Origin of the sequence: Bordetella genomosp. 2 (assembly GCF_002261345.1) — a bacterium.
Lineage (GTDB): Bacteria > Pseudomonadota > Gammaproteobacteria > Burkholderiales > Burkholderiaceae_B > Bordetella_A.
Map to the genome: position 1 here is coordinate 156,291 of NZ_NEVT01000007.1, position 24,380 is coordinate 180,670.

22 protein-coding genes are annotated in these 24,380 nt (G+C 70.7%); 11 read left to right on the forward strand and 11 right to left on the reverse strand.

Annotated elements, in window-relative coordinates; all coding sequences use genetic code 11:
• Positions 1 to 3 precede the first annotated feature (3 nt).
• Positions 4 to 477 carry a molybdenum cofactor biosynthesis protein MoaE gene (locus CAL24_RS17475; protein ID WP_028353048.1) on the forward strand — a complete coding sequence of 158 codons (474 nt, stop codon included), beginning with the start codon at positions 4 to 6 and terminating at the stop codon, positions 475 to 477.
• Between the two features lie 33 nt (positions 478 to 510).
• Positions 511 to 1,716, forward strand: a complete 1,206-nt coding sequence (locus CAL24_RS17480; protein ID WP_094807572.1) for a molybdopterin molybdotransferase MoeA — start codon at positions 511 to 513, stop codon at positions 1,714 to 1,716.
• A 17-nt stretch (positions 1,717 to 1,733) separates the two neighbouring features.
• On the opposite strand, the gene CAL24_RS17485 is transcribed toward CAL24_RS17480, so the two are convergent.
• The 9 genes from CAL24_RS17485 to CAL24_RS17525 form a co-directional block, all read right to left on the reverse strand.
• Entirely contained in the window at positions 1,734 to 2,354 is a 621-nt protein-coding gene (locus tag CAL24_RS17485) for a cysteine dioxygenase (RefSeq protein ID WP_028353046.1), read from the reverse strand.
• Entirely contained in the window at positions 2,354 to 3,346 is a 993-nt protein-coding gene (locus CAL24_RS17490) for an MDR family oxidoreductase (RefSeq protein WP_094807391.1), read from the reverse strand. Before CAL24_RS17490 ends, CAL24_RS17485 begins: the two co-directional genes overlap by 1 nt.
• Before the next feature lie 101 nt (positions 3,347 to 3,447).
• Positions 3,448 to 4,194, reverse strand: a complete 747-nt coding sequence (locus CAL24_RS17495; protein ID WP_028353044.1) for an enoyl-CoA hydratase/isomerase family protein — start codon at positions 4,192 to 4,194, stop codon at positions 3,448 to 3,450.
• On the reverse strand, positions 4,191 to 5,702 hold the full coding sequence (locus CAL24_RS17500; RefSeq protein WP_051439276.1) for a class I adenylate-forming enzyme family protein: 1,512 nt from the start codon (positions 5,700 to 5,702) through the stop codon (positions 4,191 to 4,193). Before CAL24_RS17500 ends, CAL24_RS17495 begins: the two co-directional genes overlap by 4 nt.
• Positions 5,699 to 6,670, reverse strand: coding sequence for a tripartite tricarboxylate transporter substrate binding protein (locus CAL24_RS17505; protein ID WP_028353042.1), 972 nt, complete (start codon positions 6,668 to 6,670; stop codon positions 5,699 to 5,701). The genes CAL24_RS17500 and CAL24_RS17505 overlap by 4 nt, the downstream gene beginning before the upstream one ends.
• Before the next feature lie 65 nt (positions 6,671 to 6,735).
• Complete coding sequence (locus CAL24_RS17510) at positions 6,736 to 7,077, reverse strand: carboxymuconolactone decarboxylase family protein (RefSeq protein ID WP_028353041.1); 342 nt, start codon at positions 7,075 to 7,077, stop codon at positions 6,736 to 6,738.
• Positions 7,078 to 7,132: 55 nt separating this feature from the next.
• Positions 7,133 to 8,335: a mandelate racemase/muconate lactonizing enzyme family protein gene (locus CAL24_RS17515; RefSeq protein WP_094807392.1), complete on the reverse strand. Its 1,203-nt coding sequence runs from the start codon at positions 8,333 to 8,335 to the stop codon at positions 7,133 to 7,135.
• 294 nt (positions 8,336 to 8,629) lie between these two features.
• Entirely contained in the window at positions 8,630 to 9,406 is a 777-nt protein-coding gene (locus CAL24_RS17520; protein WP_028353039.1) for an IclR family transcriptional regulator, read from the reverse strand.
• Between the two features lie 68 nt (positions 9,407 to 9,474).
• The gene (locus tag CAL24_RS17525) at positions 9,475 to 10,455 is read right to left on the reverse strand and encodes a tripartite tricarboxylate transporter substrate binding protein (protein WP_094807394.1); all 981 of its coding nucleotides are present in this window, start codon (positions 10,453 to 10,455) and stop codon (positions 9,475 to 9,477) included.
• Between the two features lie 127 nt (positions 10,456 to 10,582).
• Between CAL24_RS17525 and CAL24_RS17530 the strand changes: the two genes are divergently transcribed.
• The 5 genes from CAL24_RS17530 (at position 10,583) to CAL24_RS17550 (ending at position 16,130) form a co-directional block, all read left to right on the forward strand.
• Positions 10,583 to 11,743: a CaiB/BaiF CoA transferase family protein gene (locus CAL24_RS17530; protein ID WP_094807395.1), complete on the forward strand. Its 1,161-nt coding sequence runs from the start codon at positions 10,583 to 10,585 to the stop codon at positions 11,741 to 11,743.
• 5 nt (positions 11,744 to 11,748) lie between these two features.
• Complete coding sequence (locus tag CAL24_RS17535) at positions 11,749 to 12,471, forward strand: enoyl-CoA hydratase/isomerase family protein (protein ID WP_419670590.1); 723 nt, start codon at positions 11,749 to 11,751, stop codon at positions 12,469 to 12,471.
• A gap of 33 nt (positions 12,472 to 12,504) precedes the next feature.
• On the forward strand, positions 12,505 to 13,332 hold the full coding sequence (locus CAL24_RS17540; RefSeq protein ID WP_028353035.1) for a CoA transferase subunit A: 828 nt from the start codon (positions 12,505 to 12,507) through the stop codon (positions 13,330 to 13,332).
• A complete protein-coding gene (locus CAL24_RS17545) occupies positions 13,329 to 14,063 on the forward strand; it encodes a CoA-transferase subunit beta (protein ID WP_094807396.1) in 735 nt (244 codons plus the stop codon). The genes CAL24_RS17540 and CAL24_RS17545 overlap by 4 nt, the downstream gene beginning before the upstream one ends.
• 579 nt (positions 14,064 to 14,642) lie before the next feature.
• On the forward strand, positions 14,643 to 16,130 hold the full coding sequence (locus tag CAL24_RS17550; protein ID WP_094807397.1) for a class I adenylate-forming enzyme family protein: 1,488 nt from the start codon (positions 14,643 to 14,645) through the stop codon (positions 16,128 to 16,130).
• 8 nt (positions 16,131 to 16,138) lie between these two features.
• On the opposite strand, the gene moaA is transcribed toward CAL24_RS17550, so the two are convergent.
• Both moaA and CAL24_RS17560 read right to left on the reverse strand, forming a co-directional pair.
• A complete protein-coding gene (gene moaA / locus CAL24_RS17555; RefSeq protein WP_028353032.1) occupies positions 16,139 to 17,239 on the reverse strand; it encodes a GTP 3',8-cyclase MoaA in 1,101 nt (366 codons plus the stop codon).
• A gap of 21 nt (positions 17,240 to 17,260) precedes the next feature.
• A complete protein-coding gene (locus CAL24_RS17560; protein ID WP_028353031.1) occupies positions 17,261 to 18,355 on the reverse strand; it encodes a substrate-binding domain-containing protein in 1,095 nt (364 codons plus the stop codon).
• 160 nt (positions 18,356 to 18,515) lie between these two features.
• Here CAL24_RS17560 and CAL24_RS17565 point away from each other — a divergent pair, with 160 nt between their 5' ends.
• The 4 genes from CAL24_RS17565 to fdhD are packed head-to-tail and all read left to right on the forward strand — an operon-like array spanning position 18,516 to position 24,380.
• Positions 18,516 to 19,070, forward strand: a complete 555-nt coding sequence (locus CAL24_RS17565; RefSeq protein WP_094807398.1) for a formate dehydrogenase subunit gamma — start codon at positions 18,516 to 18,518, stop codon at positions 19,068 to 19,070.
• A complete protein-coding gene (locus tag CAL24_RS17570) occupies positions 19,067 to 20,635 on the forward strand; it encodes a formate dehydrogenase beta subunit (RefSeq protein ID WP_094807399.1) in 1,569 nt (522 codons plus the stop codon). The genes CAL24_RS17565 and CAL24_RS17570 overlap by 4 nt, the downstream gene beginning before the upstream one ends.
• Before the next feature lie 17 nt (positions 20,636 to 20,652).
• A complete protein-coding gene (gene fdhF / locus CAL24_RS17575; RefSeq protein ID WP_094807400.1) occupies positions 20,653 to 23,529 on the forward strand; it encodes a formate dehydrogenase subunit alpha in 2,877 nt (958 codons plus the stop codon).
• Positions 23,530 to 23,543: 14 nt separating this feature from the next.
• Entirely contained in the window at positions 23,544 to 24,380 is an 837-nt protein-coding gene (fdhD, locus tag CAL24_RS17580) for a formate dehydrogenase accessory sulfurtransferase FdhD (RefSeq protein WP_094807401.1), read from the forward strand.

Sequence of the window (24,380 nt, forward strand, 5' to 3'; positions counted from 1 at the left end):
GCCATGATCACCGTCCAGGAAGCCGATTTCGACGGCGCGGCCCTGCTGGCCGCCCTGCGCGAACAGGCCGGCGCCGAGGCGGGCGCCATCGTGTCCTTCACCGGCTACGTGCGCGACTTCGCCCCGGACCAGGCCACCGACACGCTGTTTCTCGAACACTATCCGGGCATGTGCGAGCGCGAGCTGCACGAAATCGCCGACACGGCGCGCCAGCGCTGGAACTTGGCCGGCACCGTCATCGCCCATCGCGTGGGCGCCCTGCCGCGCGGCGCGCAGATCGTCTTCGTGGCGGCCGCCAGCGCGCACCGCGGCGACGCCTTCCGCGGCTGCGAATACATGATCGACGCCCTCAAGACCCGCGCGCCCTTCTGGAAACGCGAAACCCTCGCCGGCGGCCGCAGCTTCTGGGTCGAACAGCGCGAGGCCGACGACGCGCGCACCCGTTCCTGGGACGCCGGCGGCACGCCGCGCGACTGACCACCCGTCCATCCGAACCCAATGAACAACGATCTGCTCGACTTCGACCGCGCCCAGGCGCTGCTGGCGCAGGCCGCCGCTCCCCTCGACCGCCGCCAACTGGTAGCCCTGGCCGACGCCGCCGGGCGCGTGCTGGCCAACGGCCTGTCGGCCACGCTCGACCTGCCGCCGGCCGACAACAGCGCCATGGACGGCTACGCGATCCGCCACGCCGACTACCAGCCGGGCGCCAGCCTGCCCGTGCAGCAGCGCAGCTACGCGGGCGAGATGCCGCAGCCGCTGCTGCCCGGCCAGGCCACGCGCCTGTTCACCGGCAGCCTCATCCCGGAAGGCGCCGATACGGTGGTCATGCAGGAACACGCCCGCGAATCGGACGGCCACGTGCAGATCCTCGAAGCGCCCGCGCCCGGCCAGTTCGTGCGCAAGCGCGGCATGGACACCACCGCCGGCCAGCCGCTGCTGGCGGCCGGCACCCTGCTCGAAGCCGCGCACATCGCGCTGCTGGCGTCGCAGGGCCTGACCCACGTGCAGGTCTATGACCGCCTGCGGGTCGGCATCCTGACCACCGGCGATGAACTGGTCGCGCCCGGCGCCGAGCGCGCCGCGCAGCAGATCTACAACTGCAACGGCCCGATGCTGGCCGCGCTGGTGCAAAAGACCGGCGCCCACACGGCGCACGTCCTGCACGCGCGCGACAACGAGGCCGACCTGCGCGCCGCCCTGACGACCATGCTGGCCGACTGCGACCTGGTGCTCAGCATCGGCGGCGTGTCGGTGGGCGAGAAGGACCTGGTCAAGCCCGTGCTGGAATCGCTGGGCGGCAAGCTGGCGCTCTGGAAGGTGCGCATGAAGCCCGGCAAGCCGGTGGCGCTGGCGCATATCGGCGGCAAGCCGGTGGTGTGCCTGCCCGGCAATCCCGTGTCGGTGTACGCCGTGTACGCCATGCTGGTGTCGCCCCTGGTGCGCCGCATGCAGGGCCGCGCGACGCTGTTCCCGCCGGTGGGCGCGGCCGCGCTGCGCACCGAGCGCCCGCGCCAGGACAACCGCGAGGAATTCCTGCGCGTGCAATGGCGCCAGCAACCGGGCGGCGCGCCCGAACTGGTGCCCTACCCCAACCAGGATTCGTCCGTGATCAGTTCCATGCCGTGGGCCACGGGGCTGGCGCGCATGCCGGCCGGGCGGGAAGTGCGCGACGGCGACGTGGTGGCCTATTACGACGTGGCGCACTGGCTCGCCTGAAGGCGGCCCGGCGGCGCCTACCGGCCCTGGCCGGCCAGCCCCCGGCGCACCTCGGCCGAGCGATCCCACACGTTCGGCAGCGCAGCGTTCGAATAGCCCGACACGAACGGCTTGGCCTGGCCGGTGTCCGGGTCATAGACATGCCGCGCGATGGCGCCGATGTTGCCGCCGTACAGGTGCACGCTGATCGACACCGCATCGGCATGGGCATTCCACACGCGGTGGATGTCGCCGGCGGCGGGCGACAGCACTTCGATCTGGCCCGGCTGCAACGCCACCGGCGGCCCCTCCGGTGCATAGCCGGGCGCGGCGGCCCGGTAGCGCTGGCTCCACTCGCTGCCGCGCAGCATCGCCACGTAGCCCCATACGGTGTGGTCGTGCACCGGCGTGGCCTGCCCCGGCCCCCACACGAAGCTCACCAGGCTGAAGCGCTCCAGCGGATCGCAATGCAGCAGGTACTGCTGGTAGTGCTCGGGATGCGGCACGGCGCAGGCCTCGGGCAGCCAGTCGTCGTGCGCCACCAGCGCCGCCAGCTCGGCCTGCAGCGCCGGCCCGGCCATGCCGGCGGCGCCGTGCCGGTCGGCCAGGCGGGTGGCGCTGACGATGAAATCGCGCAAGCGTTCCGGACCGGTCGCCATCAGGATTCCTCCACCCGCACCAGCACGCGGCCGTGCGGCAGCTTGCCGGCCAGCAGCGGCGCGGCGTAGTCGATGGCTTGCGCCAGCGGGACTTCCTCGGCCATGGCGTCGATGCGTTCGCCCGGCAGGCTCGCGGCCAGGTCGTCCCAGGCGGCCTGGCGCTGCGCCATGGGAGCATAGACGCTGTCGACGCCGGCCAGCGTCACGCCGCGCAGGATGAACGGCGCGACCGAGGCCGGCAGGTCCATGCCCTGCGCCAGGCCGCAGGCCGCGACCACGCCGCCGTAGCGCGTGGCGGCGCAGGCGTTGGCCAGCGTGTGGCTGCCCACGCTGTCGACCACGGCGGCCCAGGTTTCTTTCTGCAGGGGCTTGCCGGGCTCGGACAGCTGCGCGCGCTCGATGATGCGCTGCGCGCCCAGGTCCTTGAGCCGCTGGTGCGCGTCGGCGCGCCCGGTGCTGGCCACCACTTCGTAGCCGCGCCGCGCCAGCAGGGCGATGGCGGTGCTGCCCACGCCGCCGTTGGCGCCGGTGACCAGCACCGGCCCGCTGTCCGGACGGATGCCCAGAGCCTCGAGCCGGCGCACGCACAGCATGGCGGTGTAGCCGGCCGTGCCCAGCATCATGCAGCGGCGCGGCGTCAGGCCCTGCGGCACATGCTGCAGCCATTCGGCGGGCACCCGCGCATAGCCGGCCAGCCCGCCCCAGCGTGTCTCGCCCAGGCCCCAGCCGTTGAGCAGCACCGCATCGCCCGGCGCGAAACCGGGATCGTCGGACTGCTCCACCACGCCGGCGAAGTCGATGCCCGGCACCATCGGGAACTGCCGCACCACCGGCGCCTTGCCGGTGATCGCCAGGGCGTCCTTGTAGTTCAGCGTGGAATACTGCACGCGCACGGTGACCGCGCCGTCCGGCAACTGCCCGGGTTCGACGCGGGCCAGTCCGGCGTGCGTGGTCTTGTCCTGCTGCGTCAGCATCAGCGCCGCAAAGCTCATTGCTAGCTCCTCATGGGTTGCCGCGCGCGGCGACGGGCATCGCGGATGCCCGTCGCCGGCGGGATCGATTCAAGATGGCCGCTTGAATGCAAGCATAGCCCTCAACGGCCGGCGAAGCGCGGGTCGCGCTTGTCGCGGAAGCTGGCCAGGCCTTCCTGGTAGTCGGCGCTGCGGAACACGCGCTCGGTCTCGCGCCAGGCCAGGCCGGCCGTTTCCACCGGGCTTTGCGGCACGGTGGCGGCGGCGAAACGCTTGAGCATCGCCATCACCAGCGGAGCGTTGGCGGCCAGCCGGCGCGCCAGCTTCATGGCCTCTTCCAGGTGCGCGCCGGGCTCGGCCAGGCGGTTGACCAGGCCGACCTCATAGGCGCGCTGCGCGTCCAGTACCTCGCCCAGCAGCATCAGTTCCATCGCCACTTTGTGCGGGATGCGCGCGGCCAGCGAGGCGATCATGCCGCCGGCGAAGCCGAGCTTGGGTTCCGGATAGGTAAAGCGCGCGTCGCGGGTGGCGACGCACAAGTCGCACATGGCCACCAGCACCAGCGCGCCGCCCACGCACCAGCCGCTGACCGCGGCGATCAGCGGCTTGTCCAGCGCCACGCCGACATTCGGGGTGAAGCTGCGATAGTCGGGCGGGCTCTGGGCGTCGCGGTCGCGCCCCGACGAGAAGGCCCGGCTGCCCGCCGCGGTCAGGATGCCGACGCGGTCGTCGGGACTGTCGTTCAGCCGCATCCATGCCGCGGCCAGGCCGGCCTCGACCTCGGGGCCGATGGCATTGAGCCGTTCGGGACGGTTGATGGTGATGACGGCGATGCCGTCCCGCGATTCGTACGTCACCGCATCGCTCATAGCAGGTCTCCTATCTGTTGCAGTAACTGGGGTTTCAGGACTTTGCCGTTGGGCGCCACCGGCAGCGCCGGCACGAACAGGATGCGCCCGGGCCGCTTGTAGGGCGACAGCCGCTCGGCCAGGTGGGCCCGCAGCGCGGCTTCCTGCGGCTGGCGGCCGGGGGCCGGCTCGACCACCGCGACGATTTCTTCGTTGCCGGCCACCGCGTGACCGAACACGGCCGACAACTGCACGTCGGCATGACTGTTGAGAGCCTGCTCCACCTCCAGCGGCGAGACGTTGAAACCGGACCGGATGATCAAATCCTTGGCGCGGCCGACGATCTCGATGCGTCCGTCCGGCAGGCGGCGCGCCAGGTCCTGGCTGTTGAACCAGCCGTCCGGCCGCAGCACCGCGGCGGTCTGCCCGGGCGCGCGGAAATAGCCCAGCATCACGTTCGGCCCGCGCAGCCACAGTTCGCCTTCTGCGCCGTCGGGCACCTCGCGCCCCTCGGCGTCGCAGATGCGCACGCTCATGCCGGGGGTGGGCGGCCCCACCGCAGTGCCGGGATCGGGGTCTTCGAGGCGGGTCCAGCAGGTTCCGGAGGCCTCCGTCAGGCCGTAGCCGTTGTGCAGCGGCAGCCCGAACAGGGCGCGCGCTTGCGCGCGCAGCGTCGGATCCAGCGGCGCGCCCCCCGCGGCGATGAAGCGCAGCGCCGGCGCGGCGGCCCCGTCCGGGGCGGCCTGCACCAGGCGCGCGAACATGGCGGGCGCGCCCTGCAGGATGCTGATGCGCTCGCGCGCCAGCGCATCCAGGCAGCGGCGCGGCTCGAAGCGCGCCACCAGCCGGATGTGCGCGCCCGACGACAGCGTGCCGAGCAGGCCGGACGACAGCCCCATCACGTGCGTGATGGGCAGCACGCCGTACACCCGGTCCGCGGGGGTGACCTGGCGCAGCGTGCGCATCAGGCCGCCGATGTGCAGCAAGTTGGCGTGGCTCAGCATCACGCCCTTGGGCGTGCCGGTGCTGCCGGTGGTGTAGATCAGGGTGGCGACCTGCCGCGCGGCGTCGGCCTGCACGGGTTCGGCGGCACTGGCCGGATCGGCCGCGCCCACCGCCACCGCCCCGAACGGGGTGGCGTGCGCGGCGGCGCCATGGCGGCGGGCATGGGCGGCCGCGTCCGGCGAGGTGTCCAGCGCATACAGCAGGCGGCGCGGCTGCGCCAGGCGCGCCACCGTGTCGACCTCCAGCGGCGCGCGGCGGGCATTCTCGAGCACCGCCCACAGGTCGAGCCGGCCCGCCGCCAGGATGAGCGCGGCCAGCGTCGCGCCGTTCTCGCCCACCAGCATGACGCGCTCGCCGGGCGCGAGGCCGAGCCCGCGCAGGAACGCCTCGGCCTCGTCCACGCGCTGCGCCAGCTCCGCGTACGTCCAGTCGACATGCGCATCGGACAACGCCGGCTGCCGCGGCGCGCGGCGCGCCCAATCGGCCAGGCAATCGGCCAGCCGGCGCGGCGCGGGCGCGCTCATTGCGGCTCCACCTTCATTTCGCGGGTCAGCTTCTGCCAGCGCTGCATTTCCGCCTCTACATACGCGCCGAAGGCCTGCGGGGTCGAGCCGGCGGGCTCGGCGCCCAGCGTGGTGAGCGTCTTGCGCACCCCCTCGGTCTGCAGCATGGCATTGATGTCGGCGCTGACCCGCTCGAGAATCGGCTGGGGCGTGCCGGCCGGCGCCCACACGCCGTACCAGGCGGTCACGTCGTAGCCCGGCAGGCTCTCGCCGATGGCCGGCACGTCGGGCAGGTAGCTGGACCGCTTGGGCGTGGTCACGCCCAGCACGCGCACCTGGCCCGCCGCGATATACGGCAGCGCCTCGTTGGCGAAGAACATGGTGGACTGCCCGCCGATCACCGACTGGATCGCCTGGGTGCCGCCCTTGAACGGCACGTTGACGATCTGCGCGCCGGACAGCACCTTGAACAGCTCGCACGACAGATACGGCGACGAACCCACGCCCGACGTCGAGCAGCTCAGCGATTCGGGCTCGCGCTTGGCCAGCGTGATCAGTTCGCCGAGCGTGCGCGCGGGCACCTTGGGCCCGACGGCCAGGTAGTTGGGCACCGACGTCACCTGCGCGACCGGCGCCAGGTCCTTGCGCAGGTCATACAACGGCTCTTTATAGAAGAAGTTGTTGAGCACATTCGAGATGCTGCCGAGCAGGAAGGTGTAGCCGTCGGGCTCGGCGCGGGCGACGAATTGCGAGCCCAGCATGCTGCCGGCGCCGGGCTTGTTCTCCACCACCACCGTCTGCTTGAGGCTTTCGGTCAGGCGCGCGGCGATCATGCGCCCCAGGGTGTCGGATGCGCCGCCGGCGGTGTACGGCACGATCATGCGGATCGGCTTGTCCTCGGGCCAGGCCGCCTGCGCGGCGAGCGGCGCCAGTCCCAGCAACAAGAGCGATGACAACAGGCCGCGGCCGCGGCGCGCAAGATGATTCATGGTTGTCTCCTCCGCCTGCGTTCATGCGCAGGCGTGTGGTTGTCGGAAAGGCGGGCGGCGCCCGCTCAGCGCTGGAACTGGCCGAAGGCTTCCAGGGCGCGCACCGAATACACATAAGCGGCGCCGGCATTGAGCGCCACCGCGGTGCCCAGCGCCTCGGCGACTTCCTCGGCGGTGGCGCCGGCCTGCTGCGCCGCCGCCGCGTGCGAGGAAATGCAGCCGTCGCAGCGCGTGGTCACCGCCACGGCCAGCGCGATCAGTTCGCGGGTCTTGGCGTCGAGCGCCTGGCCCTTGCCGAGCGCCTCGTTGAGGCCGCGATACGCGCCGACCACCGGCGGATTGGCCTCGGCGAACGCGCCGGCGGCCTTGCGCAGGTTGGTCAGCGTGTCGGTCCAGTTATTCATCATGGTGCTTGTCTCCTTGGGTACGGGGGATGAAGGCGGGCCGCGGCCCGCCGCGGGTTCAATGGCGCGGGCGCGGCTGGATCAGGCCGCCGCCGGCCTTGGGCGGATGCGCGCGCAGCGCCTCCTCGATCGGGTCGGTGCCCCAGCCGGGCCGGTCCGGCACCAGCAAGTGGCCGTCGCGGTATTCGGGCGCATGCGTGAACAGCTCGTCGTCCCAGGCGAGCCGGTCGATGTCGGTTTCCATGATGCGGAAGTTGGGCACCGCGCAGGCAAAATGCGCGTTCATGAAGGTGCACAGGTGGCCATAGAAGTTGTGCGGCGCCACGTTGACCTCGTGCGTCTCGGCCAGGTCGGCGATCTTCATCGACTGCCACACGCCGTTCCACACCGCGTCCACGATGGCCACGTCGACCGCGTTGCCGCGCAGGAACGGCAGGAACTCGCGGGTGCCGAACAGCGTCTCGCAGGAACTCACCGGATGGGGGCTGTGCTGGCGGATGTAGGCCAGGGCGTCGGGGCTGTAGCTGTCGATCTCGACCCAGAACAGGTCGTGGTCGGCGATGGCCCGCAACAGCTTGAGATAGCCCTCGGTCTTGGCGTTGAAGTTCAGGTCCAGCAGGATGTCCATGTCGGGGCCGGCGCCGTCGCGCAGTGCCTCGAGGTTGTCGCGCAGGTTGCGGATCAGCCGGCGCTCGACGTTCAGCTCGGGGTAGAACGGCGCCGCGAAGCCCGGCCGCCAGGCATGCGCGGGGCCGTCGTCGAACAGGAACAGGTTGGTCTTGAGGGCGCTGAAGCCGCGCTCGCGCGCCTCGGCGCCCATGGCCTTGACGCCGTCCAGGCCGGTGACGGGCGGGCCGAAGTACTTGGGATGGTTGATCCGCCACGCCGGGCAATGCGACCAGTACACGCGCAGCCGGTCGCGCAGCTTGCCCCCCAGCAGCTCGTAGCACGGCACGCCGAGCGCCTTGGCGCGCACATCCAGCAAGGCGTTCTCGAGCGCGCCGATGCCCTCGCCCACCACCCCGCCGGCCGCCGGGCGGGTCCGGCTGTACGCCTCGGCATAGAAGCGCTGCGGGCCGGGCACGGGCTGGCCGACCAGGCCCTGCGCCAACTGCGCGATGACGGCGCTCACGCCCGGCGAGCCGAACCCTTCGTCGTATTCGCTCCAGCCGACGATGCCCGCGTCGGTCTCGATCTTCAGGAAGTGATAGTTGCGCCAGCCCGCGTCGCACGCGAGGGTTTCGACATTGACGATCTTCACGCAGTCTCCTTATTTCCCAAAATTTAGGACTTATATCTTTTTATTCAGGACTTAAATTCATACTACGCGCAAAATCCGCGTCGTTCAACCTTTTGGATATTGCGTCCTGTTATTTGGGATTAACGAGCGCTTGCATGGTGGGTGTCGGACACCCATGCGAAAACAGGCCAGACGGCCAAGGTGCCAGACACCCTGTGGGTGTCTGGCACCTATGCGAAGAGGAGAGGCGCCATGCGCGCGCATGGCGGGGCAAGAAAAGCAGAAGGCCGCGCGCGGCTGGCGCGGCGGCCGGCGTCAGGCCGTGCCGGCTGGCGTGGCGTAGGGGCCGGAGTAGCCCAGCTGCCGCGAGATGGCCTCGGCGGCTTCGAGGATGAGCGGGACATACTGGGCCATCTTGACCGAGGTCAGGCGGTCCAGCGGGCCGGAGATGCCGAGCGCCGCCACCGGCCGCTCCAGGCCGCTGAAAATCGGCGCGGCCACGCCGCCGATGCCGTCGCGCCATTCGCCCCGGTTGATGGCGTAGCCGGCGCGCGCGACCTCGGCCAGTTCCTGCTTGAGCACGTCTTCCGTGGCGCGCGTGGTCTGGGTGTGCGAATGCAGCTGGCTCTTGTAGTGCGAGATGTAGTCGAGCTGCTGGAACGCCAGCAGGGCCTTGCCGGTGGCCACGGCATAGGCCGGCGCGCGGCCGCCGATCACCGAATAGGCGCGGATGGGCTGCGGGCTGTCGATCTTGTCGATGTAGACCACGTCCAGCCCGTCGAGCACCGACAGGTGCACGGTCTCGCCGGTCTGGATCGCCAGGGCGCGCATGAAGGGCGGCGCGTAGCTGCGGACATCCATGTTCGACAGCTGCCGCGCGCCCAGCTCGAACATCTTCAGCGTGCTGCGATAGCTGCCCGTGTCCTGGTCGCGCACCACGTAGCCGGCATGGGCCAGCGTCTGCAGGGTCCGGTGGGTGTTGCTGCGCGACAGCCCGCACACCTTGGCGATCTCGTCCAGCGTATGCGCCCGGCCGTCGAGCTTGCTGACGGTCTCGAGCACCATCAATCCCTTCAGTAGAGTCTTGTCCATGTACGGTTACCAGATTGCCACGCACGCCATTGTATGCGCTGCCCCCCGGGCATCCCGGCCGCTTGCGGTCACTTGAGGTCGGCGTTCTTGACCACGTCGGCCCAGATGGCGATCTCGTCGCGCAATGCCTGGTCGGTCTGTTGCGGCGTGGTCGGCACGGCCGTGGCGCCCTGCCCCGCCATGGCCTGGCGCACCGATGGCTGCCCGGCGGCCTGCCGCATGGCGGCCGACAGGCGCTGCACCACCTGGTCCGGCGTGTCGCGCGGCGCCAGCATCGCATAGCGCGTGCTGAGGTCATAGCCGGCGATACCCTGTTCCTGCAGGGTCGGCACGTCCGGCAGCGCCGGCGCGCGCGCCGCCGTGGTGACGCCGATGAAGCGCAGCTTCGGGTTGGCGACCTGCGACATCAGCGTCGGCATGGTGTCGAACACCATGTCGACCTGCCCGCCCATCAGGTCGGCCAGGGCCGGGCCGCTGCCCTTGTAGGGCACGTGCAGCAGGCGCGTGCCGGTGGCGAGCTGGAATTTCTCGGCCACCATGTGCTGCGACGAACCGTAGCCGGCCGAGCCGTACGACAGCTCGCCGGGCCGGCGCTTGGCCAGCGCGATCAGTTCCTGGATGTCGCGCGCCGGCAGGTCGGCGCGCACCACCACGGCCAGCGGCGTGGTGGTGGCCATGGAGACGCCGCGCAGCGATTCGGGGAACGCGTATTGCTGCTGCTTCGACGGCAGCAGCGAATTGATCGCCAGGCTGCCCACCGCGCCCAGCAGCACGGTGTATCCGTCCGGCTTGGCGTTGACCACCGCCTGGGCGCCGATCTCGCCGGCCGCGCCGGCTTTGTTCTCGACCACGACCGGCTGGCCCAGGATGCGGGCCAGTTGCTCGGCATAGACGCGCGCCGAGAAATCGGTGGCGCCGCCGGGCGGATAGGGCACCACCATGCGGATGGGGGCGGCGGGCCAGGAACCGGCGAACGCGGTGGTGGCGGCGGCGGCGGCGGCGGCGGCGAGCAGCAGGATGCCGCCCAGGCGGGAAATGAATGCGGCCATGTCAGTCTCCTTTGAGGGTTATCCCAATTTTTGGGATTTAAATTCTATTATTTGATTTTTTATAGGCTCCCATATAACATTTCAGGCGTCAATCGCATTCGGCCGGGGACGGCCCACAGGAGCACAAATGAAGCAGGAATCCACCCTGGCGGGTGTACGGGTCATCGAAATCTGCAATGTGGCGGCCGGGCCGTTCTGCGGCCTGCTGCTGGCCGACATGGGGGCCGACGTGGTCAAGATCGAACCCCCCGGCACGGGCGACACCCTGCGCAGCTGGGCGCCCATCACCGATGGCTACAGCGAGAATTTCGCCTCGCTGAACCGCAACAAGCGCTCGGTGGCCCTGAACCTGAAGGACGAGGCCGACCGCCAGGTGGCGGCCGACCTGATCGCGCATGCCGACGTGCTGATCGAAAACAACCGGCCCGGCGTCATGGACCGGCTCGGCCTGGGCTACCAGGCCATGTCGGCGCGCAACCCCAGGCTGGTCTATTGCTCCATCTCGGCCTACGGGCAGAGCGGCCCGCGCAGCCAGGAAGGCGGCTTCGACCTGACCCTGCAGGCCATGAGCGGCCTCATGAGCGTCACCGGCGAGCCGGACGGCGCCCCGGTCAAGTGCGGCGTGCCGGTCTGCGATTTCACTGCCGGGCTGTACGGCGCCTTCTCGGTGGCGGCCGCGCTGCGCGCCGTGCAGGCGGGCCAGCCGGGCACGCACATCGATGTCTCGATGCTCGGCGCCACGCTGGGCATCGCCGCGCTGCAGACTTCCCAGTACTTCGGCATGGGGGTGGATCCGGTCAAGCTGGGCTCGGCGCACCCGCGCAATGCCCCCTACCAGGTGTTCCGCTGCCAGGGCGGCTATTTCGGCATGGCGGCCGGCAACGACTCGCTCTGGAAGGCCGTGTGCCAGGTGGTCGGCCGCCCGGAACTGTTCGACGACGAACGCTATGCCAGCACCACCGCGCGCGCCACCCACCAGGAAAGCCTGCGCGACACCCTGGAAGAGATCTTCGCCGGCGCGGACGCCGACACCTGGCTGGCGCGCTTTCGCGAGGCCGGCGTGCCGTGCGCGCCCATCAACCGCTATTCCGACGTGCTGGGCGACCCGCAGGTCGAGCACATGCAATGGGTGCAGGACCTGACGCTGCCCAACGGCGCGCAGACCAGGACCTTCGTCTCGCCCATCCGCTTCGACGCGCGCACCGCTGGCGTGGCGCGCCGCCCGCCCGGGCTGGGCGAGCACAACGCGGAAGTGCTGGCCGAATTGCGCGCCCGGGTGGAGCAATGACGGCCATGACCGACACCGTGCTCGCCATCGACAAGTCGCCGCAAGCCTGGACCTACACGCTCAACCGGCCCGACAAGCGCAACGCGCTGTCGGCCGAGCTGGTCGAGGCGCTGATCGAAGGCGTCGACGCCGCACATGCGGAACAGATCCCCCTGCTGGTATTCCGCGGGGCGGGCAAGAACTTCAGCGCCGGGTTCGACTTCACCGGCTATGAAGCGCAAAGCGAGGGCGACCTGCTGTTGCGCATGGTGCGCATCGAGACCTTGCTGCAACGCGTGGCCGGCTCGCCCAGCCTGACCCTGGCGCTGGCCCATGGCCGCAATTTCGGCGCCGGGGTCGACCTGGTCGCCGCCTGCAAGCTGCGCCTGTGCACGCCCGACGCCAGCTTCCGCATGCCCGGCCTGAAGTTCGGGCTGGTGCTGGGCACCCGGCGCTTCCGCAATATGGTGGGCGCCGACAATGCGCTGTCCATCCTGGGCAGCGCGCGCAGCTTCGACGCCGAGGAAGCCGCCCGCATCGGCTTCGTGCAAGGGCTCGCGGCCGACGCCGACTGGCCGGCCCAGGTGCAGCAAGCGGCCGACACCGCCACGGCGCTCGACGCGCCGACGCGCGCCAGCCTCTACCAAGCACTCGACACCAATGCGCCCGACGCCGATCTGGCGGCGCTGGTCCGGTCGGCATCGCGGCCGGGGTTCAAGGCGCGCATACGGCAATACCTGGACGGCTGACCCAGCCCGCCCGGCCACGGAGGAGGAACATTCATGTCATCCGGATTCAACCAGCAAGACAAGCAGGTGGCGCTGGCCGACCTGGCCGCGCTGATACCCGACGGCGCCTCGGTCGCGCTGGGCGGCAGCTTCCTGCATCGCGGGCCGTTCGCGTTCGTGCGCGAACTGGTGCGGCAGAACAAGGCGCGCCTGGAAATCATCAAGCAGTCGCCCGGCTACGACATCGATCTGTTGTGCCGCGCCGGCGTCGCGGCGCGCGCGCGCACCGGCATCGTCGCCATGGAAGGCAACTTCGGCCTGGCGCCCTATTACCGGAAGGCGGTCGAGACGGGCAAGCTGGAACTGGAAGAACACGCCTGCGCCACCCTGACCGCCGGCCTGCGGGCCGCCGCCTACGGGGTGCCGTTCCAGCCCTGCGCGGGGGTCGAGGGCAGCCAGCTGATCGACATCAACGGCTGGCAGCGCCTAGAAGACCCTTATGGCACGGGCAAGTCGGCCTGGGTGATCCCGGCGGTGCAGCCGGATTTCGCCGTGATCCACGCCAATGAAGTGGATCGCCGCGGCAATGTGCGGGTGCTGGGCACTTCGCACTGGGACCGCATCATGAGCCGCGCCGCGCGCAGCGTGCTGGTGGTGGCCGAGCGCGTGGTCGACAGCGAGGTGTTCGAGCGCCAGCCCGAGGTCACGCTGGTTCCGTATTTCATGGTGCAGGCCTACGCGGTGGTGCCGCGCGGCGCGTGGCCGGGCTCGTGCTGGCCGGAGTATGAAATCGATTATGCAGCGGTGGAGCATTACCTGGATCCCGCCGCGCTGCAGGCGCACCTGGACGCCGCGCCCGAAGCCTCGCAGGAGCACGCATGAGCACGCACTGGTCGCCCTTCTCGTACATCGTCACCAACCTGGCCCGCTTCATCCGCCCGGACGAGATCACTTTCAGCGGCGTGAATTCGACCCTGCCGATGCTGGCCTGCCTGCTGGCCAAGCGGGCCTATGACTGGGATTTCATCTACATCAATGTCGCCGGCGGGGTGGACCCGCGGCCCTCCAAGGTGCCGCTGTCCAGTTCGGACCCGGTGCTGGCGGAACACAGTGCGTCGATTTTCGATAACGAGGATTTCTACGACCTGTGCTGCCGCGGCCGCATGGACCTGACGTTCCTGGGCGCCGCGCAGATCGATGGCGCGGGCAACGCCAACAATTCCTGCATCGGCGACTGGCACCAGCCGAAGGTGCGGCTGCCGGGCGGCGGCGGCGGCGCGGTGATGCTGCCCACCGCCAAGCGGGCCTGCACCTGGCGCACCGAGCACTCGCGCCGCACGTTCGTGGAACAGCTGCATTTCCGCACCTCGTGGGGCGGCTTCCACGGCGTGGCCACGCCGATCGCGGTGTTCGTCAAGCGCGACGGCCGGCTGGCCCTGCAATCGTGGCACCCGGAATCGAGCTTGCGGGAAGTCCAGGAACGCACCGGTTTCAGCTTCGATCACACCGGCGCCGCGCCGACCGAACCGCCCACCGAGCGCGAAGCCCGCGCCCTGACCGAACTGGACCCGGACGGCACGTTCGAGCGCGATGCCGCAGTGACGCTACGGTAAGGGGGGTGGGCCCCGGGGCTTGAGATGAGGGGGGGCATCGGTGGAGGAGACAGTGGGGTTGGGTTCTTCAGGCGCCCGCGCATGGCGGCGGGACCCGGGCGGCCACGTCGCTCGGCTCGGGCGCGCCACCAGGCGCCCTCGGCCCCCTGCGGGGGCTGCCCTCGCTCCAACTGGCCGCCCGGGTCCCGCCGCCATGCGCGGGCTCGCGATGTCTCGGGTTCATACCCCGTGCCTTGTGCGGGTGTCTGGCACCTGCTTGCGGGGCAACGCCCGGGGCCTCATGCAGGTGTACCTACGTCCGCCATCGCCGACGGCTCGGCCTCGCGCATGCCGTTGCCGTGAGTCCTGGCCGGGGCTGGGCGGTGCGGGCCGGCCAGTTGGAGCGAGGGCAGCCCCCGCAGGGGGGCCGAGGGCGCCTGGTGGCGCGCCCGAGCCGAGCGACGTGGCCGGCCCGCCCCGCCCTGCCCCGGCCAGGACGCCCGACGAACACCGCACTCCGCACGAAACGCCCCCCCCCACGAACCCAGACACGAAACAATCCCCCGCTGCCGCCTAAGTAAACAAAGAGAGGAACCCGCCATGCCCCTCCCCCCCACCCTGTGCGCGGCCTACCCGGACCTGTGGCGCAGCCAAGCCTGGGCGAACCGCCCCGCGCTGATCGACGCGCGCGGCGAGACGACGCTTTCGTATGGGCAGTTGCATGACGCGGTGGCCGCGATGGCGGGCCGGCTGCGGCAGGCGGGGGTGGCGCCGCGCCAGCGCCTGGCCATCGCCATGGAGCGCACGCCGGCCGGCGTGACCGCCATACTCGGCGCCATGGCCGCCGGCGCCTGCCCCTGCCCGCTGGAACCGCGCCTGACGCGCGACGAAATCCTGGCCCGGCTCGCCACCGCCGGCATCGGCATCGTGCTGGCCGACCGCGCCAACCGCGCCGCCTATGCCGGCATGCCCGGCATCCGGCTGCTCGACGCCGACGCGCTGGAACCGGCCGCGCCCTTCTGGAACCCGGACATCGCCGCCGACGACCCCGGCCTGCTGCTGTTCACCTCCGGCAGCACCGGCCGCCCCAAGGGCGTGCTGCAAAGCCACCGCGGCCTGCTCAACAACGCGCGCGGCATCATCCCCGCCACCGGCCTCACCGAGGCCGACAAACTGCTGCACGTCATGCCGCTGTATCACACCAACGGCCTGAACAACCAGCTCTTCAGCCCCCTGCTGGCCGGCGCGTGCATCGTGCTGGGCGACCGGTTCCGCGCCCAGGACATGCCCGCGCTGATGGACCTGCACCGCCCCACCCTCATCACCGGCGTGCCCACCATGTACTCGCGCATGCTCGACCACCCCTGCACGCCGGCCAGCCTGGCCGCCCTGCGCTTCGCGCGCTGCGGCTCGGCGCCCATCACGCGCGAGCTGCATGCCCGCATCGAAGCCATGCTGGGCTGCCCGCTGATCGTCTCGTACGGCTTGTCCGAAGCCACCTGCACCTCCACCATCAACCCGCCCGGACAGCGCAGGATCGGTTCCATCGGCCTGCCCCTGCCCCGCCAGCGGGTCTTCCTGCGCGGCCCCGAAGGCCGGGAAATCGCTAGCGCGGACATGGATGGAGAAATCTGCATCGCCGGCGACAGCCTGATGCTGGGCTACGTCGGCGCCGCGGCCGACGGCGTGCTGGAGCGGGCGCCCGCCGTGCTGCGCACCGGCGACCTGGGACGCCGCGACGCCGACGGCTATTTCTATATCACCGGCCGGCTGAAAGACGTGATCATCCGCGGCGGGGAGAACATTTCCCCCATGCTGATCGAGCAGGCGCTGTGCGCCAGCCCGGCGGTCCACAGCTGCTGCGTGGTGGGCAGACCCGACGCCGACCTGGGCGAAGTGCCCGTGGCGTTCGTGGTGCCGGCGCCCGGGGCGCGCGCCGGCGCGGCCGACCTCAAGGCGCTGGTGGCGGACCGGCTGTCGCGCATCCACCAGCTCGAGGACGTGATATTCGTGCAGGCGCTGCCCGAGAACTCGGTGGGCAAGGTCGACCGCAAGGCGCTGGCGCGGGCGCTCGCCGCGCCAGCCTGAGGCGCGGCTCAGCCGCCGATGTAGCTCATCTCGACCCGGCGCTCGCCGTCCGCCGGCGCGGTGCCGCGGCCGCGCAGCTCGGAATAGCGGTCGTCGCGCTGCGCCCAGATGCCGGCGATGGCCTCGGCCAGCTGCGCATCGCTGGCGCCGCCGCGCAGCAGGCCGCGCAGGTCGTGCCCGTGCGAGGCGAACAGGCACAGGAACACCTTGCCCTCCGGCGACAAGCGCGCGCGCGTACAGCCGCCGCAGAACGCGTGGGTGACGCTGGAGATGACGCCGATCTCGCCGCCGCCGTCGGCATAGGCCCAGCGTTCGGCCACGCGGCCCATGATCTCGCTTTCGAGCGGACGCAGCGGATGCGCCGCGCCGATCACGCGCAGCACTTCGTCGCTGGGCACGACTTCCGTCAGGTTCCAGCCATTGGTGGTGCCGACGTCCATGTATTCGATGAAGCGCAGCACGTGGCCGGAATGGCGGAAGCGCCGCGCCATGGGCAGGATCTGGTCGTCGTTCAGGCCGCGCCGCACCACCATGTTGACCTTCACGGGCGCCAGCCCGGCCTCGGCCGCGGCGTCGATGCCGTGCAAGACGTCGTCGGGCGTGAAGGTGCTGTCGCTCAGGCGCGCGAACATGTCGGCGTCGAGGGCGTCCAGGCTGACCGTCACGCGCGTCAGGCCGGCCTGCTTGAGGGCGGCCGCCTTGCGGCGCAGCAGCGTGCCGTTGGTGGTGAGGGTCAGCTCCAGCGGCCGGCCGGCCGGGGTGCGCAGCTCGGCCAGCATGCCGACCAGGGCCTCGATGTTCTTGCGCAGCAGCGGCTCGCCGCCGGTCAGGCGGATTTTCTCGACCCCCAGCTGCGTGAACTGGCGCGCCAGCCGGGTGATTTCCTCGAACGAGAGCAGCGCCGACTGCGGCATGAAGACATAGTTGCCGTCGAACACTTCACGCGGCATGCAATAGGTGCAGCGGAAGTTGCAGCGGTCGGTGACCGAAATGCGCAGGTCGCGCATGGGCCGCGCCCGCGCGTCCAGCGCGGGCTGCCCGGCGGGCGGCAAAGGCGCCTGCGGCACGCGCGGGGCGGTGCGGTCGGCCAGGAAGATGACTTTGCTCATGCAGACATCATATCGCGCAAATCACTGCCATGTGGTTCGGCCAAACGCCTCCTGCAGCGTCTGGAGCCGGCCGGTGTCGGTGGCATCGTAGCCCGCCAGCTGGCTGACGTAGGACAGGTATTCCCGGCCGCGCATGATGCCGAGCAAATCCTGCATGGCCGGCGTATCCAGCGAAGCGCGGCGGATGGCGAAGAAATAGCGCTCGCGCACCAGCGGGATGAAATCCAGGCCGAAGCGCGAGGCGGCCGTCTCGACGCCCACCCCGGTGTCGGCCATGCCGCTGGCGATGTGGGCGGCGATGGCCATGTGGGTGAATTCATTGGTCTCGTAGCCCTGCACGGCGCCGGTCGACACGCCCGCCTGCTCCAGCATGAGCCCCACCAGATAGCGGGTGCTGGAACCGATCTGCCGGTTCACGAACCGCACGTCGGGGCGCGCCAGGTCGGCCATGCCCTGGATGCGCTTGGGATTGCCCGCCACCACGAACAAGCCGGTATTGCGCACCGCGAGATGGATCAGCAGGTAGTCGTCGGGCGCCAGCCATTGCGCGTAGCGCGCCATGATGGGCGCCTCGAACGGCCCGCTGGGCACCTGGAAGCCGGCCAGGTCGCACTCGTGGCGCTCCAGCGAAGCGAGCGCCTCGATGGCGGTGCGGTAGCGCAGCTCCAGCCCCGGCTGGCGGCCGCTCATGTGCTGCATCAGGGACTCCACCGCGAAGCCGTGGCTGGCATGCAGCCGCAGGTGCGGAACGGCCTCGGGCAGCAGCTTTTCGAGCTCTTCCTGCAATTCGGAGGCCAGGCTCTCCAGGGTCGGCATCAGGCGCGCCTCGATGCGGCGGTTGGCCCACAGCAGGCGCTGGGCGAACGGCGACAGTTCGGTGCCCTGGCGCCTCCGGGTGATCAGCAGTTGCGTGCCGAACAGGTCTTCGAAGCGGCGCAATACCCCCCAGGCATGGCGGTACGACAGGCCGCAGGCGCGGCAGGCGCCCGCGATATTGCCGGTGGCGTCGATGGCCGACAGCAGCGACAGCATGTCTTGCAGCGGCTGGCCGGGCTCGCCGGCGGCGCCTTCCAGGAGCCATTGCGGCTGCAGCCCGATGCGGAATTTATATGTCATTAATTTCTTATTGAACCTGGTCAGATTGGCGTTTAGAGTACGCTGATCCAGCGAAGCCCGGCATATTTATATGTTTTATAAAACATATTATCAAGCCCGCCGGGGCGCCACAAGAACGCCATGCGCCCTGCCCACGGCAGGCCGCCACCAGGAGACCGCCATGCCGATTTCCCCGGCCGAACAAAACCCGCCCGGCAGCGCCCGCGGCGGGCCGCCGGCCGTGCCGGCGCGCCAGTCCGGCCCGGCCGCCGTGGCCGCGCGCGCCGCGGCGCGCCTGCGCGACCAGCCCGGCGCCCTGCTGCCCATCCTGCATGCCGTGCAGGATGAACTGGGCTGTATCCCGGCCGACGCGGTGCCCGCCATCGCCGAGGCCCTGAACCTGTCGCGCGCCGAAGTCCATGGCGTGATTACCTTCTACCCGCATTTCCGCGCCGAGCCGGCCGGCCGGCATGTGCTGGCAGTGTGCCGCGCCGAGTCCTGCCAGGCGATGGGCGGCGACGGCCTGGCCGATCATGCGCGCCGGGCGCTCGGCTGCGACTTCCACGGCACCACCGCCGACGGCGAGTTCACGCTGGAACCGGTCTATTGCCTGGGCCTGTGCGCCCAGTCGCCGGCGGTGATGCTCGACGGCCAGCCGCACGCGCGCGTCACGCCAGACAAGCTGGGCCGGCTGCTGGCGCGCGCCGCGCAGGGCGACGCGGAGACCCGGCCATGAACGCGCCGGTCACCGTCTACCTGCCGCGCGACGCGGCCGCGCTGGCCATGGATGCCGACGCCGTGGCGCGCGCCATCGAGCACGAAGCCGCCCGGCGCGGCCAGCCAGTGCGCCTCGTGCGCAACGGCTCGCGCGGCCTGCTGTGGCTGGAACCGCTGGCCGAAGTCGCCACGCCGGCCGGCCGCATCGCCTACGGGCCGGTGCAGCCCGACGACGTGGCCGGCCTGTTCGAGGCCGGCTGGCTGCAGGGCGGCGCGCACCGCTTGCGCCAGGGGCCGACCGAGGACATCCCCTACCTGAAGCGGCAGCAGCGCCTGACCTTCGCGCGGGTCGGCGTCACCGACCCGCTCTGCACCGACGACTACCTGGCGCACAGCGGGCTGCAGGGCCTGCGGCGCGCGCTGGCCATGACGCCGCAGCAGATCGTCGACGAGGTCATCGAATCGGGCCTGCGCGGGCGCGGCGGCGCGGCCTTTCCCACCGGCATCAAGTGGAAGACCGTGCTGACCACGCCGGCGCCCCGCAAATACATTGTCTGCAATGCCGACGAAGGCGATTCCGGCACGTTCTCCGACCGCCTGCTGATGGAAGGCGACCCCTACGTGCTGATCGAGGGCATGGCGATCGCCGGCCTGGCCGTGGGCGCCGCCTACGGCTACATCTATGTGCGCTCGGAGTATCCGCACGCCATCGCCGCGCTGGAGCAGGCCATCGAGCGGGCGCGCCGCGCCGGCTGGCTGGGCGACGACATCCAGGGCAGCGGCCGGCGCTTCGACCTGGAAGTGCGCAAGGGCGCCGGAGCCTATATCTGCGGCGAAGAAACCTCGCTGCTCGAAAGCCTGGAGGGCAAGCGCGGCGTGGTGCGCGCCAAGCCGCCGCTGCCGGCCATCGCCGGCCTGTTCGGGCAGCCCACTGTCATCAACAACGTCATCTCGCTGGCGTCGGTGCCCATCATCCTGGCGCGCGGCGCGGCCTACTACCGCGACTACGGCATGGGGCGCTCGCACGGCACCCTGCCGTTCCAGCTGGCCGGCAACCTCAAGCGCGGCGGCCTGGTGGAAGCGGCCTTCGGCGTCACGTTGCGCGAACTGCTGTACGACTACGGCGGCGGCAGCGCCTCCGGGCGGCCGCTGCGCGCGGTGCAAGTGGGAGGCCCGCTGGGCGCCTACCTGCCCGAATCGCAATGGGACGTGCCGCTGGACTACGAAGCCTACGCCGCCATCTCGGCCATGATCGGCCACGGCGGCATCGTGGCGTTCGACGACACGGTCGACATGGCGCGCATGGCGCGCTACGCGATGGAGTTCTGCGCGGTCGAATCGTGCGGCAAGTGCACGCCGTGCCGCATCGGCGCGGTGCGCGGGGTCGAGACCCTGGACAAGATCGCCGCGCGCGGCCCGCAGCACGAGCAGCAGGTGCACCTGCTGCGCGACCTGTGCGACACCATGCTGGGCGGATCGCTGTGCGCCCTGGGCGGCATGACGCCCTACCCGGTGCTGTCGGCACTGGACCATTTCCCAGAAGACTTCGGGGTGGCCGCGCGCGCGGCCGCACACCCGGCCTGACCACCACGAGGCCAGCCATGCTCGAAACCGTCATCAAGCGCGACCGCGACCTGGGCACTCCCGCCCGCGTGGCGGACACGCTCGTCACCCTGACCATCGACGGCCAGCCGGTCACGGTGCCGGCAGGCACCTCCGTGATGCGCGCCGCGGCCGAAGCCGGCATCAACATCCCCAAGCCGTGCGCCACCGACAGCCTCGAGCCGTTCGGCTCGTGCCGCCTGTGCCTGGTGCAGATCGACGGGCGGCGCGGCTATCCCGCGTCGTGCACCACGCCGGCCGAGGACGGCATGGTGGTCTACACCGAGACGCCCAAGCTGCACGAGCTGCGGCGCGGCGTCATGGAGCTGTATATCTCCGACCACCCGCTCGACTGCCTGACCTGTCCGGCCAATGGCGATTGCGAGCTGCAGGACATGGCCGGCGTGGTGGGGCTGCGCGCGGTGCGCTACGGCCACGACGGCGCCAACCACCGGCACGACCGCACCGACGACTCGAACCCGTATTTCTCGTACGACCCGTCCAAGTGCATCGTCTGCAACCGCTGCGTGCGGGCCTGCGAGGAAACCCAGGGCACGTTCGCCCTGACCATCTCCGGCAAGGGCTTCGCCTCGCGCGTGGCGGCCGGGCAGGACCAGCCGTTCCTGGACAGCGAGTGCGTGTCCTGCGGCGCCTGCGTGCAGGCCTGCCCGACCTCGACCCTGCAGGAAAAGACCGTCATCATGATGGGCCAGGCCGAGCATTCGGTGATCACCACGTGCGCGTACTGCGGCGTCGGCTGCGGCTTCAAGGCCGAAATGAAGGGCCAGGAAGTGGTGCGCATGGTGCCCTGGAAAGACGGCCAGGCCAACCGCGGGCACGCCTGTGTGAAAGGCCGCTTCGCCTGGGGCTACGCCACCCACAAGGAACGCGTGCTCAAGCCGATGATCCGCGCGCGCATCACCGACCCGTGGCGCGAAGTCTCGTGGCAGGAAGCGATCGACTACGCGGCCGCCGAATTCCGCCGCATCCAGGCCAAGCACGGCCGCGACGCGGTCGGCGGCATCACGTCCTCGCGCTGCACCAACGAGGAAACCTGGCTGGTGCAGAAACTGGTGCGCGCCGCCTTCGGCACCAATAACGTCGACACCTGCGCGCGCGTCTGCCATTCGCCCACCGGCTATGGCCTGAAGCAGACGCTGGGCGAATCGGCCGGCACGCAGACCTTCGATTCGGTCATGCACACCGACGTGGTGATCCTGATGGGGGCCAACCCCAGCAGCGCGCATCCGGTGTTCGCCTCGCGCCTGAAGCGCCGGCTGCGCCAGGGCGCGCGGCTGATCGTCATCGACCCGCGCCGCACCGAGCTGGTCAGCTCGCCGCACGTCAAGGCCGCGTTCCACCTGCCGGTGCGCCCCGGCACCAACGTGGCGCTGCTGACCGCCATGGCGCACGTGATCGTGACGGAAGGGCTGGTCGACGAGGACTTCGTCGCGCGCCGCTGCGAAACCAAGGCCTTCGAGCAGTGGCGCGAGTTCGTCGCGCGGCCCGAGCACGCGCCCGAGGCCACCGAGGCGGTCACGGGCGTGCCGGCCGCGGATGTGCGCGGCGCGGCGCGCCTGTACGCCACCGGCGGCAACGGCTCGATCTACTACGGGCTGGGCGTCACCGAGCACAGCCAGGGATCCACCGCGGTGATGGCCATCGCCAACCTGGCCATGGCCACCGGCAACATCGGCCGCGAAGGCGTAGGCGTCAACCCGCTGCGCGGCCAGAACAACGTACAGGGCTCGTGCGACATGGGCTCGTTTCCGCACGAGCTGCCGGGCTACCGGCATATCTCGGACGACGCCGTGCGCGGCGCCTTCGAGGCCGACTGGGGCGTCACCCTGCAGCCCGAGCCCGGGCTGCGCATCCCCAACATGTTCGAGGCGGCGCTGGCCGGCAGCTTCAAGGGCCTGTACTGCCAGGGCGAGGACATCGTGCAGTCCGATCCCAATACGCAGCACGTGGCGGCCGCGCTGGCGGCCATGGAATGCATCGTGGTCCAGGACCTGTTCCTGAACGAGACCGCCAAGTACGCGCACGTGTTCCTGCCGGGCTCGTCGTTCCTGGAAAAGGACGGCACCTTCACCAACGCCGAGCGCCGCATCTCGCGCGTGCGCAAGGTCATGGAGCCCAGGAACGGCCTGTCCGACTGGCAGGTGACCGCGGCGCTGTCGAACGCGCTGGGCTACCCCATGGACTACCGCCACCCCAGCGAGATCATGGACGAGATCGCCCGCCTGACGCCGACCTTCGCCGGCGTCACCTACGAAAAGCTGGACCGGCTCGGCAGCCTGCAATGGCCGTGCAACGACGTCGCGCCGGACGGCACGCCGATCATGCATATCGACGAATTCGTACGCGGCAAGGGCAAGTTCATGATCACCAAGTACGTGCCCTCGGACGAACGCAGCACCCGCGAATTCCCGCTGCTGCTGACCACCGGCCGCATCCTGTCGCAGTACAACGTCGGCGCGCAGACGCGCCGCACCGCCAACGTGGCCTGGCACAGCGAGGACGTGCTCGAGATCCATCCGCAGGACGCCGAGGACCGCGGCATCGCCGAAGGCGATTGGGTCGGCGTGCACAGCCGGGCGGGCCAGACGGTGCTGCGCGCCACGCTGACCGACCGGGTGCAGCCCGGCGTGGTCTACACCACGTTCCACTTCCCCGAATCGGGCGCCAACGTGGTCACCACCGACAGCTCCGACTGGGCCACCAACTGCCCGGAATACAAGGTGACGGCGGTGCAGGTGATGCGCGTGACGCAGCCCTCGGAATGGCAGCGCCAGTGGTCGCGCTTTTCGGACATCCAGCACAAGCTGCTGCGCGAGCGGGCCCGCGAGGCCGAGGCCGCGCTGAGCGGCAAGTGAGCCGAGCGCGCCCCATGGACGACCGCCTGTACCGCCGCCCGCCCGCCGGACGCGCCGATTGCGCCGAAGCGGCGGTGCTGCGCGTGCGCGGCGGCGCCCCCGACGCCGCCACCCAGACCGACCGGGTCGCCGAGGAAACCCCGGTGGCGCTGGAATACAACGGCATCAGCCACGCCACCATGCTGGCCTCGCCGGCCGACCTGGAAGATTTCGCGCTGGGCTTCTCGCTGACCGAAGGCATCGTCGACCGGCCGGCCGACGTGCGCGGCATCGAGGTGGCGCCGCAGTTCAACGGCATCGTGGTGCAGATGGAGATCTCCAGCGCCTGCGCCGCGCGCCTCAAGGCGCGCCGCCGCGCCATGGCGGGCCGCACCGGCTGCGGCCTGTGCGGCGTCGAGACGCTGCCCGAAGTGCTGCGCCAGCTGCCGCCCGTGCCGGACGCCGCCGCCGTGCCGCTTGCCGCGGTGCTGGGCGCCATGCGGGCGATGCGCGGCAGCCAGGCGCTGCACGACCTCACCGGCGCCACTCACGCCGCGGCCTGGGCCGACGCCGGCGGCCAGGTGCGCCTGGTGCGCGAGGACGTGGGCCGCCACAATGCGCTGGACAAGCTGATCGGCGCGCTGGCCCGCCAGGACGTCGACGCGCGCGCCGGCCTGGTCCTGGTATCCAGCCGCGCCAGCTACGAGATGGTGCAGAAATGCGCCGCCGCCGGCATCGGCATCCTGGCGGCGGTATCCGCGCCCACCGCGCTGGCCATCCGCGTGGCGCAGCACACCAATGTCGCGCTGCTGGGCTTCGTGCGCAACGCCGACGCCGCCATCTATGCGCATGCCGAACGCATCCTATCCTGA

Bases quoted from the DNA above. Each gene is read 5' to 3' on its own strand.
- CAL24_RS17540 (WP_028353035.1), top strand. From the start codon at position 12,505: ATGTCATCCGGATTCAACCAGCAAGACAAGCAGGTGGCGCTGGCCGAC.
- CAL24_RS17525 (WP_094807394.1), bottom strand. From the start codon at position 10,455: ATGGCCGCATTCATTTCCCGCCTGGGCGGCATCCTGCTGCTCGCCGCC.
- fdhF (WP_094807400.1), top strand. From the start codon at position 20,653: ATGCTCGAAACCGTCATCAAGCGCGACCGCGACCTGGGCACTCCCGCC.
- CAL24_RS17535 (WP_419670590.1), top strand. From the start codon at position 11,749: ATGACCGACACCGTGCTCGCCATCGACAAGTCGCCGCAAGCCTGGACC.
- CAL24_RS17545 (WP_094807396.1), top strand. From the start codon at position 13,329: ATGAGCACGCACTGGTCGCCCTTCTCGTACATCGTCACCAACCTGGCC.
- CAL24_RS17570 (WP_094807399.1), top strand. From the start codon at position 19,067: ATGAACGCGCCGGTCACCGTCTACCTGCCGCGCGACGCGGCCGCGCTG.
- CAL24_RS17565 (WP_094807398.1), top strand. From the start codon at position 18,516: ATGCCGATTTCCCCGGCCGAACAAAACCCGCCCGGCAGCGCCCGCGGC.
- CAL24_RS17530 (WP_094807395.1), top strand. From the start codon at position 10,583: ATGAAGCAGGAATCCACCCTGGCGGGTGTACGGGTCATCGAAATCTGC.
- moaA (WP_028353032.1), bottom strand. From the start codon at position 17,239: ATGAGCAAAGTCATCTTCCTGGCCGACCGCACCGCCCCGCGCGTGCCG.
- CAL24_RS17500 (WP_051439276.1), bottom strand. From the start codon at position 5,702: ATGAGCGCGCCCGCGCCGCGCCGGCTGGCCGATTGCCTGGCCGATTGG.
- CAL24_RS17510 (WP_028353041.1), bottom strand. From the start codon at position 7,077: ATGATGAATAACTGGACCGACACGCTGACCAACCTGCGCAAGGCCGCC.
- CAL24_RS17490 (WP_094807391.1), bottom strand. From the start codon at position 3,346: ATGAGCTTTGCGGCGCTGATGCTGACGCAGCAGGACAAGACCACGCAC.
- CAL24_RS17495 (WP_028353044.1), bottom strand. From the start codon at position 4,194: ATGAGCGATGCGGTGACGTACGAATCGCGGGACGGCATCGCCGTCATC.
- CAL24_RS17475 (WP_028353048.1), top strand. From the start codon at position 4: ATGATCACCGTCCAGGAAGCCGATTTCGACGGCGCGGCCCTGCTGGCC.
- CAL24_RS17560 (WP_028353031.1), bottom strand. From the start codon at position 18,355: ATGACATATAAATTCCGCATCGGGCTGCAGCCGCAATGGCTCCTGGAA.
- CAL24_RS17550 (WP_094807397.1), top strand. From the start codon at position 14,643: ATGCCCCTCCCCCCCACCCTGTGCGCGGCCTACCCGGACCTGTGGCGC.
- CAL24_RS17485 (WP_028353046.1), bottom strand. From the start codon at position 2,354: ATGGCGACCGGTCCGGAACGCTTGCGCGATTTCATCGTCAGCGCCACC.
- CAL24_RS17520 (WP_028353039.1), bottom strand. From the start codon at position 9,406: ATGGACAAGACTCTACTGAAGGGATTGATGGTGCTCGAGACCGTCAGC.
- CAL24_RS17505 (WP_028353042.1), bottom strand. From the start codon at position 6,670: ATGAATCATCTTGCGCGCCGCGGCCGCGGCCTGTTGTCATCGCTCTTG.
- fdhD (WP_094807401.1), top strand. From the start codon at position 23,544: ATGGACGACCGCCTGTACCGCCGCCCGCCCGCCGGACGCGCCGATTGC.